The 12162-nt window shown below is 71.3% G+C and carries 9 protein-coding genes; 7 read left to right on the forward strand and 2 right to left on the reverse strand.

The genetic code is table 11. The features are described from left to right. Window positions 1-38 precede the first annotated feature (38 nt). The 3 genes from D7Y04_RS34190 to D7Y04_RS34200 are packed head-to-tail and all read left to right on the forward strand — an operon-like array spanning window position 39 to window position 2173. Entirely contained in the window at window positions 39-365 is a 327-nt protein-coding gene (locus tag D7Y04_RS34190; protein WP_121762013.1) for a cupin domain-containing protein, read from the forward strand. Next, window positions 362-1771 (forward strand): thioredoxin domain-containing protein, encoded by a 1410-nt coding sequence (locus tag D7Y04_RS34195; RefSeq protein WP_121762014.1) that lies wholly within the window; start codon window positions 362-364, stop codon window positions 1769-1771. The genes D7Y04_RS34190 and D7Y04_RS34195 overlap by 4 nt, the downstream gene beginning before the upstream one ends. Window positions 1772-1795: 24 nt before the next feature. Beyond that, window positions 1796-2173 carry a translation initiation factor gene (locus D7Y04_RS34200; protein ID WP_121762015.1) on the forward strand — a complete coding sequence of 126 codons (378 nt, stop codon included), beginning with the start codon at window positions 1796-1798 and terminating at the stop codon, window positions 2171-2173. A gap of 74 nt (window positions 2174-2247) precedes the next feature. Here D7Y04_RS34200 and D7Y04_RS34205 read toward each other — a convergent pair whose 3' ends face one another. Next, window positions 2248-3255: an isocitrate/isopropylmalate dehydrogenase family protein gene (locus D7Y04_RS34205; RefSeq protein ID WP_121762016.1), complete on the reverse strand. Its 1008-nt coding sequence runs from the start codon at window positions 3253-3255 to the stop codon at window positions 2248-2250. Window positions 3256-3654: 399 nt separating this feature from the next. Between D7Y04_RS34205 and D7Y04_RS34210 the strand changes: the two genes are divergently transcribed. Further along, entirely contained in the window at window positions 3655-5838 is a 2184-nt protein-coding gene (locus D7Y04_RS34210) for a hypothetical protein (protein WP_120600084.1), read from the forward strand. Window positions 5839-5926: 88 nt separating this feature from the next. Beyond that, the gene (locus D7Y04_RS34215; protein WP_121762017.1) at window positions 5927-7843 is read left to right on the forward strand and encodes a HEAT repeat domain-containing protein; all 1917 of its coding nucleotides are present in this window, start codon (window positions 5927-5929) and stop codon (window positions 7841-7843) included. Window positions 7844-7845: 2 nt separating this feature from the next. On the opposite strand, the gene D7Y04_RS34220 is transcribed toward D7Y04_RS34215, so the two are convergent. Continuing rightward, complete coding sequence (locus tag D7Y04_RS34220; RefSeq protein WP_121762018.1) at window positions 7846-8631, reverse strand: DUF2270 domain-containing protein; 786 nt, start codon at window positions 8629-8631, stop codon at window positions 7846-7848. Between the two features lie 174 nt (window positions 8632-8805). Between D7Y04_RS34220 and D7Y04_RS34225 the strand changes: the two genes are divergently transcribed. Next, entirely contained in the window at window positions 8806-10854 is a 2049-nt protein-coding gene (locus D7Y04_RS34225) for a response regulator (RefSeq protein ID WP_121762071.1), read from the forward strand. Window positions 10855-10905: 51 nt separating this feature from the next. Beyond that, on the forward strand, window positions 10906-12162 hold the full coding sequence (locus D7Y04_RS34230) for a tetratricopeptide repeat protein (RefSeq protein WP_121762019.1): 1257 nt from the start codon (window positions 10906-10908) through the stop codon (window positions 12160-12162).

The raw sequence follows: 12162 nt of genomic DNA on the forward strand, positions 1-12162 counted from the left end.
GCCCGTCGCTATATAGAGGCGCAGGAGCGGATGCCACGATGGATGTGAAGCAGCTTTCGGCCTTCCAGGGTTTCTCCTTAGAGAAGCTCCAGAAGCACTCCGTCTTCCAGTCGGGTCGCTTCTTCCTCGACGTCTACTGCCTGGCCCCAGGCCAGGCGCAGAAGCCCCACCGGCATGCCACGTCCGACAAGGTGTACCTCGTGCTGGAGGGAAGCTGCCGCTTCCGCATCGGCGACGAGGAAGCGGCGCATGGCCCCGGCTCCACCCTTTTCGCCCCCGCGGGCATCGAACACGGCGTCGTCAATGACGGCCCGGACAACGCCCGCCTCCTCGTCCTGATGACCCCCCCTCCGGAGCACGCATGAGCAAGAAGGCCCCGACCCCGGCCGCCCCCGTTCCCACCCGTGGCGCACTCGCGCTGCTGGTGCTGGGACTCGTCACCAGCGGGCTCGCCGTCTATCAATGGCTGGAGTTGCTCACGGTGCGCGCGGGTGGCTCCACCGCCTGCAGCATCAGCGAGACCGTCAACTGCGCCACCGTCTGGAACTCGGACTTCGCCAGCGCCGTGCACGACACGCTGGGCATCCCCATCGCGGGCCTGGGCCTGGTGTGGGGACTGGCCGCCGTGGGCCTCTCCGCGCTGTACCTCGCGTGGGCCAAGGCGGGCCGCGATGTGCGCCCGGCCACCAACGGCCTGCGCCTGCTGGCGGTCGCGGGCGTCGTCTCCATCATCGTCTTCGCCGCCGTCAGCGCCCAACTGGGCGTGGTGTGCCCCACCTGCATGGGCACCTACGCGCTGGTGCTCGTCTTCACCGGCGTGGCCTGGCGCGGCCTGCCCGGCCCCCTGATGCCCCAGGCGGGCGAGTGGGGCGACACGCTCAAGTGGACCGTGGGCATCTCCGCCGTCGCCTTCGTGGCCATGCTGATGCCCGGCCGGGCCACGCCGCACGCGCCGAAGGCCGGTGCCTTCCTGCCTCCGGTGGCCTCCACGCCGGCGCCGAACACGTCCGGCTCCAACTCCCCCATGCCGCCGCCTCCGCCCGCGCCGCCCGCCACGCTGGGCGAGTTCATCGCCAGCCTGGAGCCGCAGCAGCGCCAGTTCCTGTCGGATGCGCTCGCCGTGTACCGCGCGGCCACGCCGAAGCTCGCGGCCTATCCGTCGCGCGCCCTCTACGGCCCGGCGGACGCGCCGGTGAAGGTGCTGGAGTGGACCGACAGCAAGTGCCCCCACTGCAAGATGCTGGTGGAGGAGCTGGCCGCCATCAAGCAGCACGCGCCCCAGGGCATGCTGTCCGTGGAGGCGCGGCAGTTCCCGCTGGATGGCCAGTGCAACCCGGCCATCCCCAACCGCGGGCCGGACGCGCTCAGCGTGCGCTGCGCCGCGGCCCGGGCCACGGTGTGCCTGGAGGGCGCGAAGGACTTCTGGACGCTGCGCGAGCGGCTCTTCGCCGCGCAGGCCTTCCTGGACACCGACAAGGTGATGGAGATCGCCAGCTCCGGCTCCGTGGCGCGCCCGCAGCTGGAGGCGTGCATGACTGCGCCGGAGACCATCGGGAAGCTGCGCCAGGATGTCGAGTACGCCATGCGCTTCAACATCCAGGGCACGCCGCTGGTGCTGGTGAACGGCCGTGAAGTGCCGCCGTTCGCGCCGCTCATCTACGCGCTGGTGCTGGCGAGCGGAAACCCCGACGCCCCCGCCTTCGGCGCCCTGCCGCCTCCGCGCTCGCGGGGCACCGGCTCCCCCGGCCACGAGGGCCACGCCCACCCGTAACGGGTCAGGAGCGCGAAGGACGTCATGGGCAAGCGCGACAAGAAGGACGAGGCCCCGCCGCCGGGGCCCTTCAACAACCCCTTCGCCGCCCTGTCCGCGCAGCGGGAAGCGCTGCCCGCCGGGCCGCCTCCGCCTCCGCCCCGGGAGAAGCCGGAGCCCAAGGGCCCCGCGCGCGCCGTGGTGCGCATGGAGCGCAAGGGCCGGGGCGGCAAGGAGGTGACGGTGGTGGAGCAGCTGGGGCTGCCCGCCGCCCAGCTGGACACCTGGCTCAAGGCGCTCAAGGGCGGCCTGGGCTGCGGTGGCGTGGTGGAGGAGGACGCGCTGGTGCTGCAGGGCGACCAGCGCGAACGGCTTCCCGCGCTCCTGGAAGCTCGGGGCGTCCGCAAGGTCACCGTCGGCTGAAAACACGAAGGGGGCCGGAGGAAATCCTCCCGCCCCCTTGGCTTTTGTCGCGGTACCGCGCCGCGCGTCGAGGACTACAGCGCGGCGATGATGGCGTCGGTGAACTCGCGCGTGGTGGCGCTGCCGCCCAGGTCGCCGGTGCGCACCTTCGACTCGCCGCCGTAGACCTTCTGGATGGCGTTGGCCATGCGCTGGGACGCCTCACGCAGGTCCAGCCACTCCAGCATCATGACCGCGGACATCATCAGCGCGGTGGGGTTCGCGATGCCCTTGCCCGCGATGTCCGGGGCGGTGCCGTGCACGGCCTCGAAGACGGCGGTGCGCTCGCCGATGTTGGCGCCCGGCACCATGCCCAGGCCGCCCACCAGGCCCGCGCACAGGTCGCTGACGATGTCGCCGTACAGGTTCTCCAGCACCATCACGTCGAAGCGGGTCGGGTCCTTCACCAGCTGCATGCAGAGGTTGTCGACGATGACCTCGTCGTAGGTGATCTCCGGGAACTCGCGGCTGACCTTGCGGCAGCAGTCCAGGAAGAGGCCGTCCGACAGCTTCATGATGTTCGCCTTGTGGATGGCGGACACCTTCTTGCGGCCGTTCTTCTTGGCGTACTCGAAGGCGAAGCGGGCGATGCGCGTGGACGCCTTCTCCGTGATGACCTTGATGGCCTCCACGACGCCCGGCACCACGATGTGCTCCAGGCCCGCGTAGAGGTCCTCGGTGTTCTCACGAACGACGACCAGGTCGACGTTCTCGTAGCGCGTCTTGACGTTGGGGACGCTCTTCACCGGGCGCAGGGACGAGTACAGGTCCAGCCGCTTGCGCAGGCCCACGTTCGCGGAGGGCAGGCCGCCACCCACGACGGTGCCGGTGGGGCCCTTGAGCGCCACGCCGCTGCGGAGCACGGCCTCCACCGTCTCGTGGGGCAGGTTGGTGCCGAACTTGGCCACCACTTCCGTGCCCGCGTCCTTGAACTCGAACTCCAGGGGGACCTTGAGGGCTTCCAGGACGCGGATGGTGGCCGCCGAAACCTCGGGACCGATGCCGTCGCCGTTGATGACCGTCACAATGCGCGTGTTCGCCATGGGTGCGGTTCACACCACAAATCCGGGAGGGCCGGAAGGGCGAAAGCACCCGGGATTCACCCCTGGGCATGGCCCCCATCAGCCCGGGTGGTCCGTCCGGCTGCCCGGCAGGGGGACCTGGCTGACCCGCCCGGGGCGTGACGGCGGGGGCGGGCCCCGGCCAGGGGGGCGTCCAACGCATGTGTCGAACGTGTATCGCGCCCCAGGCCCGGAGTGTCTGTCGTTGCCTTCGGGGCAACGGCTGAACTTGCCGTTTGTGGTCTGCGCGTCCTCACGGCGCCAGGCGCTCCCTCGCTGCTCCCTCTGACGCGCGGGGTGAAGAGGCCCGGCACGCATCGTGCTCATGGGCGGCGGCGTCCGGGCCCTGCTGGCCCGTGCGTTCCCCGAGATGAGGCTTTCATGAGTTCGCGCAGAACCCCTGTCCGGCTGCCGCACCCCGTGCGCTGGGCCATGCTGTCCACCCTGTCGCTGGCGGCCCCCCAGGCGCTGGCGGCCCCCTGCACCCAACCCACGCTGACCGAGTGCTCCAACGTGGACTACCGCGCGTCCTCGTGCGGCCAGGAGAACGACTCCTATTGCCAGGGCCTGATGGAGTCCGAGTGGAAGGCCCGCTACACGACCGCGTCCAAGCGCACCGCGCTGCTGCCCGAGAGCATGGGCGGCGGCGTGGAGTCCGTGGCCGTGCAGCCCAACGCCGTCCTCAACACGCTCTTCTCCGGTTCGGATGAGTCCGTCGTGGGCCAGGTGCAGCGCGGCCAGGTGCTGGCGCGCAAGGGCTACAAGAACCTCACCAAGGTGGAGCAGGCGTACGACAAGCAGCGCCAGGAGTGGGACGCCAACGGCGTGCTGGAGCGCTCGTGCCAGGAGTACGTGCATGAGAAGCACTACGACTTCAGCCGCTTCGAGCAGAACGCGGGCCGCTTCGGCGACGACTTCCGCGCGCAGTTCACCGCGGCCTTCGGCTCCGGAGGCATCGCGGAGCGCACGCTGTTCAGCAAGGACGGGGTGAAGCAGGCGCCCCTCTGGGATGGCAAGACGCGCGTGGAGAAGAACGCGTACTTCCGCTTCGTGCCGGGGCCGTACCCCAAGGGCGCCAAGGGCTACGTCTTCACCTCCGAGGCGGCGCTGAAGGCGAACAACGTGGAGGCCCGTCAGGCGGTGCTGCCCTCGGACGCGTGGCACCAGGCCCTGAGCAAGTCGCTGAGCAAGGTCGCCGACGACGTGCTCAACGATTCGCAGCAGCGCCAGGAGGCCTTCTCCGCCCTGCTGGAGCGGCGCAACGCCGTCTACGCCGGCTGGCAGCGCGAGTCGGAGATGCTGCGCAGCCGCGACTTCAGCACGGTGGAGCTGGATGAGAGGGTCGCCGAGCAGCTGTATGGCCTGGACAAGCAGTTGGAGGAGTCGCTGGTGAAGGCGGACTCCGAGGGCTGCCTCGACACCAGCAAGGCCACGGCGTGTGACTGGAGCCCTCGCCGCTACAAGGCCATGGTGGACGCGGTCATGGTGCCCCGCCGCGAGGCGGATCTGCGCCAGTGCCTCACCGTCACCGGCAACGACTTCGGCGCGGAGAGCTTCATCCGCAACGCGGACCGGCTGAAGATCAAGGGCCTGGACCAGAAGGACTACACGCTCAACCCGACGCTGGTGAATGCGTACGTCAAGGCCATGGCGGAGTACCTGGCGCAGCAGGCGGCGAATCAGCAGCCGCCCACGAACCCGGTCACCATGACCAAGCGCCAGGCGCAGGACTTCTCCGCGGGCGGCTACGCGGGTGACAACAACTTCGGCGGTGGCTATTCGCTGCGCGCGGGCTGGGAGCTGTCCACGCCCGGCTCCGCGTTCACCGGCAACTGGTGCGACACCAACGCCGCCATCTTCAGCGAGCTGGGCCTCTACGCGAACGTGTTCAGCCCGGTGCGCACGGAGATCGCCTGGCTGTCCGGCCGCGCGTCCACGCAGCCCTCCGCCATCCGCGTGGAGCTGGGCGCGCGCGTGCTCGGCAAGTCCGTCTTCACGTTCGACAAGTCCTACCCGGCGCGCTTCACCTTCATCGAGCGCAAGCCCTTCGTGGACAAGGACGCGGCCAAGGCGAGCGCCACCTTCATGGTGTGGTTCATCCCCGTGACGGTGAGCGGCGGCCTGTCCGTGGAGGTGGGCATCGCCACGTCGATGGGCGGCGCCCTGGGCCGTGACTGCGCGCGCAACCTCATCACGCTGGACCTGCTGGGCAGCATCGGGCCCTACGCGTCCGCCAACGGCTTCGTGGCGGTGGCCTTCGGTATCCCGGGCCTCCAGGTGGGCGTGCGCGGCTCGCTGACCATCCTGAGCTTCAGCCTGCCGCTGGAGGGCCGCATCGGCGTCGCGCTGAGCTCGCCCTCGCACCCGACGAACCCCAACACGCTGTACCTGGGCCTGGGGACCAGCCTCAACATGACGCTGCGCTCGCTGGATGGCCGGCTCTCCCTGTTCGGGGAGCTGGGCTTCCTGAAGGTCGAGTTCCCCATCGTGTCGTGGCAGGGCTTCGGCACCAGCACGCAGCTCTTCAACGACCAGCACTACCTGCCGCTCGCGCAGCTCTACTAGCCGCGCTCCCGCATGACCCCGGGGCCGCCTCCAACGGCCCCGGGGAGTGGTTCCCTTCTTCCTTCGACTTTTCCTGCTGGAGTGTTTCATGCGTCGCTCGACCCTCGTTCGTGGCGTGGCTGGCCTGGGTGCCCTGGTGTGCCTGGGTGCGTTGCCCTTCTGGCTGTCCCATCCGTCCTCGTCCGCCGCGACGGTGGAGGCCTCCGAGTCCTCCCACCGGCTGCCGTTGTTCCGCTGGCGCGTGGGCGAGGCGCACACCTTCCACCTCGTCTGGGACGACCTGACGCGCGTGGCGCTGCCCATGCCGGGGCCGGGCGCGAAGGCCCAGGAACTGGAGGGCGTGCTGCACCTGGACGGCGAGCTCATGCTCCAGGCGTTGGAGTCCCGCGCGACGGGCACCCGGCTGCGCCTGACGCTGCGCCGGCTGTCGCGGCACGAGGCCGTCCTCTCCGGACAGGCGCTGCTGCCCGACGCGGCGGCGCTCCAGGCCCACCTGCCGGACACCGCCAGCGCCTGGTTGGAGCTGGATGCTCGCGGCGCGCTCCAGGCCGTGCGCTTCTCCGAGGCGGAGCCCCCGCTGTTCCGCCAGTTCGCGCAGACGCTGGCCGCGGAGCTGTTTCCCTCCGAGCTGCGCGATGAGCCGTCGTGGACGGCCACCGAGTCCACGCAGACGGGCGACGTGGCGTCGACGTTCGCCTTCGAGCCCGGGGACACCTCGCGGCTGACGCGGCGGAGGACGCGCTACCAGAGCCTGCGCGCGGCGGGCGCGGCGACGGTGGCGAAGCAGGAGCTGGGCTCGCTCACGACCTTCGACCGCGACGCGGAGGGACACCTCGTCGCCATCACCCAGGACGAGGTGTTGGACGCGCTGGGCACGGACGGGCGCGCGCTGGTGTCCAAGCGGCTGCGCCTGCGGCTGACCTACCAGTCGCGCGAGATGCAGCCCCTGCCTCCTTCGGATGAGCAGAAGCTGGTGATTCGCACGCAGTCGCAGATCGCCTTCGAGACGGATCCGGAGCTGGGACAGCTGCGCAGTCAGGCGGAGGGCATGACGGTGGACGAACTCCTGGAGACGCTGGAGGACGCCACCAGTCCGGATGCCATCGCGGGGCTGGACGTGTTCGCGCGGCGGGCCATCGCGGCGCTGCAACTGGAGCCGAAGCGCTGCCAGGAGCTGGCGCGGCTGTTCCTGAAGCCGGGCACGCACCCGGGCATGCGTGAGTTGATGCTGGACCTGCTGGTGGGCGCGGGCCACCCGCAGGCGCAGGCCACGCTGCGCACGCTCCTCCAGTCGACGGAGGCCCGGGAGCACACGGGCGCGTACGTGATGATGGTGCAGCGCGCGGGGTTCGTGACGAAGCCGGAGCCGGAGATGGGCGTGATGCTCAACGGGCTGCTGGACCGCGCCCGGACGGAGCACGACGTCCCGGTGGAGCGGGCCACGTCGTACGCGCTGGGGGCCTGGTCCTCGCGTTTGAACCCGGAGTCGGCGGAGGCGCGAGCGGCGGTGCGGACGCTGGAGAACGCCGTGGCCCAGGCGCCGGGGGACGAGGACCGGTCGCACGCGCTGCGCGCGCTGGGGGGGACGGCGGCGGAGCGGCTGGTGGACGTGGTGCCGCCGCACCTGCGCGCGGAGTCCCCGGACGTGCGGGCCGCGGCCGCGGATGCGCTGCGCCAGGCCCCGCAGGAGCTGGCCACGCGGCTCTTGCTGGACGCGCTGGGGACGGAGAAGGACCGGAGCGTGCAGCGGGCGCTGCTGGACGCGCTGAACACGCGACCGCTCGACGCCGGTGCGCTGGAGCACCTGCGGGCCTGGGTGGTGGCTGGAGGGTTGGCGGCGGGCGAGGAGCCCGCGCTGCTGGCGGTCGCGGCCCAGCACCTGGAAGGGGGCACGCCCGTGTTCCAGATGCTCCAGGCCATTGCGCTGCGGCCGGACCTTCAGGCGCCCACGCGCGCCCGGGTGATGTCGCTGATGGCACAGGTAGGCGCGCAGCTCGGCGGCTAGCGTCAGTGGTCGAACGGGGGGGGCGGGCGCGGCGCGTTGGCGCGCGCGCCCGGGGGCCGCGGGCGCTTGCGGCGCTGGATGGCGTAGGGCCGGTAGAAGGCCTCCCACATCGCCGCCCGGCGTCCGCGCGGCCGGGTGCGCAGTTCGCCCAGCGGCGCCCGGATGAAGAAGGAGGCGGTGAAGAGGTACGCCGCCGCCACGGTGAGGAACAGCAGCGCGGCCATCACCACCGGACCTGGAATCCAGGCCACGTGCGCCCGCTCCACGAAGTCCCCGAAGTCGCGCGGCGGACGCGGGTGGCTGTAGACCTTGAAGAACCAGGTCACCAACAGGACGATGAGGATGGGCCCGTACGCGCGGTTGAGCCGCGTCGCGATGGCGGACACCAGCGACAGCTGGATTTGCGGCCGGGACATCTCCACCGCCAGCTCCCGCAGCGCGTCGGGATCCACCGGCTCGCGCCGCAGCATCGGCGCCCACCAGCCGTCCTCCAACAGGCGCACGCGGCGGTTCCACAGGTCGTAGTAGCGGTAGCGCCGCGCCTCGATGAGCAGGAAGGACACCACCATCCAGATGCCCACCAGGAACGTGACGTGCGAGCTCTCCGGCGACGCGAAGCCGAAGGAGATGACCGCCGCCGTCGTGGTGAGCGCCCAGTTCGTCGTCGTGTCCAGCCGCGTGCGCCACGTGTCCGAGCGGCTCAGCTCGCCACGGAAGAGCTGCGCCATGGCCTGCTGAGAGATCTCAGGCTGCTCCAGGTCGTTCTTCCTGTGCTCCTTCGTGCTCATCCGTGCCTGGAAAGGTGGGGACGACCGCTCGCCGCCGCCAGCGCGGCCGGGCAGGCGGGCGCTCGGGGCCCATGACGGAGGCGTTCGTGTGGAACGCCTGACATTGCCGCACCGCGAGGAGACGGGGGGCGGGTGGCTGGACGCCTGGAGCGTGCGCATCGTGCGCCCTTGAGCGTGCCTTCTTCCGATACCGCCATCACCGCGCTGTCAGCCCTGCTCTCGGACGAGGGCGAGCGCATCACGCGCCTGTGGTCCAAGCGCCTGCGCGCGGAGACGTACGAGGTGGAGGTCCCCGGCCGGGACCTGCGCGCACCGCTGCGCTATCTGTTGGACGAGCTTGCCCGGCTGCTCGAGGACCGGGGCGAGGACGCCGTGCGGCTGTGGCCGGAGGTGGTGCGTTCGCACGGAGCCTTCCGGTACGACCAGAACTTCGAACCCGAGGACCTGACCCGCGAGTTCAAGTCGCTCCAGGAAGTGCTGCTCTACGTCTATTCGCGCCGCAACGGAGGCGTCATCCACGCGGACGTGGCGGAGCTGGTGTCGGAGCTGGTGTGGGAGGCGGACGCGTCCGCGCAGGCCTCCTACGCGCGCGTGCTCAAGACGGAGGAGGTGCGCTTCCGCGAGGCGGCGGTGATGGAGTCGGTGCTCAACCACGTGGAGGTGGGCATCCTGCTGGCGGAGACGGACGGCACGGTGTCCTTCGCCTCGCCGCCGGTGAGCCGCCTGATGGGCGTGCCCATGCGCGCGGTGGTGGGCGCGCGCGCCACCGGCTCGCTGGGCCCCGTGCTCACCCAGGTCAACGCGCGGCACCCCACGGGCGAGCCCTTCAAGGTGCAGGACATGCCCTTCCTGCGCGCGCTGCGCGAGAAGGGGCCGGTGCGCGGCGTGATGATGCAGGTGGAGCGCCCCGGCGGCGGGGACGCCACGCTGGAGATGAGCGCCACGCCGGTGTGGGAGGAGGACCAGGTCCTGGCGGGCGTCATCCAGACCTTCAGCGACCGCACCGAGGCCGCGGTGAAGACCAAGGCCCTGGAGAACGCGCACGGCGAGGTGCGCAGGCTCCAGGGGCAGCTCCTGCGGCGCACCCGGCAGCAGGCGCTGGGGCAGCTGGCGAGCGGCGCCGCGCACGCGCTCAACAACTTCCTCAACGTGCTGCGGCTGCGCATCACGCTGTTGCAACGCGAATACAAGCCCGAGCACGTCGACGCGCTGGACAAGACGGTGCGCAACATTGGCGAGTTGGTGGCGCGGCTGCAGGAGTTCAACGTGCAGCGCACCGAGGAGCACCTGGGCAACGTGCCGGTGGACCAGACGGTGCGCGAGGCGCTGGAGCTGGCCCGGGGCGAGCTGGAGCAGCGCGAACATCCGGTGCACACGGAGCTGGACCTGGGCTTCCCGTGGGGCGTGAAGGCGGACGCGGGCTTCTTCCGCGAGCTCATCGTCAACCTGATGCTGTCCGCGCGAGACAGGATGGAGGAGGGCGGCACGCTGGTGATCCGCTCCCGTCCGGCGGCGGAGGACTGGCTGGACCTGCGCATCGAGGACGGGGGAAGGCCCTATGCGCAGGATGAACTGGCGGGCCTGTTCGACCCTCTGCGCAGGGACCCGGGGGCGCCGCAGTTCTCGCTGTTCCTGGCGGTGGCGCGCACGCAGGTGCAGCGCTGGGGCGGAGAGCTGACGGTGGAGAACCGGCGCGACGGCTCGGGCGCGAGCTTCCTCGTGCGGCTGCCGCGCTTCCGCGACGTTTCGGCCGGCGCGCCCGAGCCCACGTCGCAGCCGGTGCCCCAGATGGCTCCGGGAGGCGTGCCGCGCCTGCCCCGGCGCGCGCGCCGCGTGCTGGTGGTGGACGATGATTTGGACAACGCGCGGATGATGGCGGAGGTGCTGGGCGAGGAGGGCTACGAGGTGCAGGTGGCGCACAGCCCGGAAGTGGCCCTGCGCATCTGGGAGAAGCACCCCTACGACGCCGCGCTGCTGGACGCGGTGATGCCGGAGATGACGGGCTGGGAGCTGGCGCGCGAGCTGCGGCAGCGCACGCCCCAGGCGCTGCTGGCCATCGTCACCGGCATGGACGTGCGGGGACAGAACCGCGCGAGCCTGGCGCAGGTGGATGCGGTGTTCCGCAAGCCCATCGACGTGGGTGCCCTGGACGACTTCCTCTCCCAGCACCGGAGCGAGGAAGAGCCCTCCAAGCAGGAGGGCCCGCACGACACAACGCATTGAAGTGCGTATGCGGGGCTGGGCGCTCCGGAGGTGGGCCATTAGAGTCCGCACGTGATTTCCCCGGCGGAACTGGAGCGCCTGCGCCGCAAGGTGGAGGCGGGTGAAGTGCTCAGCGGCGCGGAGCTGGAGGCGCTGCGTGACGAGGCCGCGCGCACGCCTGGACCCACGCTGCGCCTCACGGTGGCGCATGCGCTGGTCAATGCGGACGCGCAGCGCGAAGCCCTGCCGTTGATGCAGGCCCTGCGGCGTGACTTCCCCAAGGACCTCCAGGTGCGCCTGGGCCTCGCGCGAGCGCTGCTGGGGCTGGAGCGGCATCGGGAAGCGGAAGCCGAGCTGCGGGATGCGCTGGTCCTGAGCCCCGGCGACCCGGAGGCCCTCAAGGTGCTGGCCGTGCTCGCGCTGCGGCAGGGAGAGGGCGCACGCGCCCGCGCCTACGTGGCGGAGGCCGTGGAGCGGGACCCCTTCGACGCGGAGGCGAAGCTGCTGCGCGCGGAGCTGGAGGCCGCGGACCTGCCTCCGCCGCCCGCGCCGGAGGAGCAGGTGCTTCGTCCGGAGTTCACCGCCGCGCTCACCGCCGCGCTGGGCCGCGCGGGCGTGACCTTCCGTCGTCAGGGCCGCGACCTGTTGGTGAAGCTGTCCTCGGGAGGTGTGGGCCGCGTGGACGTGGGCTCGCTGTATGCCGCGTATCAGGAGGCACCGGGCACGCAGGGGCTCACCGCGCACGTGGAGGCGCTGGCCTCACGGCTGGGCGGATTGTCCTCGGGCGTGGGGCCCACGGGGATGTCATTGGACGCGCTGCGCCCGGTGCTGCGGCCCCAGGGCTTCGTGGCGGGGACCCAGGGCGCGCTGTTCCGTCCGGGGCCCGAGGGGCTGGAGGTCTTCTACGTTCTGGAGGATGCGGAGTTCGTGCGCTACCTGCCGGCCTCCGCGCTGAAGGAAGCGGGGCTCACGCTCGAAGCGGTGGACGCGGCGGCGTGGCACAACCTGGAGCTGCGGCCCGCGGACGTGCGGCCCGTCGTCATCGACCAGGGCGAGGTGCGGCTGGCGGAGGCGTTCTCCGGCATCTGGGCGGTGGCGGGCGGCGACGGGCATGACGGCGCACGGCTGCTCACGAAGGCACAGCGCCGCAGGCTGGATGCAGCCACGGGCGGAGGACCGCTGCGCGTAAGCCTGGGTCGGCGCGAGGTGGCGCTCCTGTGCCGCGATTCGGATGGCGAGTCCGTGCGGAGGCTCGCCACGCTGGGGCACGCGCCAGACGGGGTGCCCGGAGCGTTCGTGCTGGAGGGTGATGCGTTGCGGAGCGCGTGA

This window comes from Corallococcus sp. AB038B (assembly GCF_003668955.1).
In the GTDB taxonomy this organism is placed as follows: domain Bacteria; phylum Myxococcota; class Myxococcia; order Myxococcales; family Myxococcaceae; genus Corallococcus; species Corallococcus exiguus.

Coding starts and splice junctions, on each gene's coding strand:
- D7Y04_RS34210 (WP_120600084.1), top strand. CDS start 3,655: ATGAGTTCGCGCAGAACCCCTGTCCGGCTGCCGCACCCCGTGCGCTGG.
- D7Y04_RS34200 (WP_121762015.1), top strand. CDS start 1,796: ATGGGCAAGCGCGACAAGAAGGACGAGGCCCCGCCGCCGGGGCCCTTC.
- D7Y04_RS34195 (WP_121762014.1), top strand. CDS start 362: ATGAGCAAGAAGGCCCCGACCCCGGCCGCCCCCGTTCCCACCCGTGGC.
- D7Y04_RS34215 (WP_121762017.1), top strand. CDS start 5,927: ATGCGTCGCTCGACCCTCGTTCGTGGCGTGGCTGGCCTGGGTGCCCTG.
- D7Y04_RS34205 (WP_121762016.1), bottom strand. CDS start 3,255: ATGGCGAACACGCGCATTGTGACGGTCATCAACGGCGACGGCATCGGT.
- D7Y04_RS34220 (WP_121762018.1), bottom strand. CDS start 8,631: ATGAGCACGAAGGAGCACAGGAAGAACGACCTGGAGCAGCCTGAGATC.
- D7Y04_RS34190 (WP_121762013.1), top strand. CDS start 39: ATGGATGTGAAGCAGCTTTCGGCCTTCCAGGGTTTCTCCTTAGAGAAG.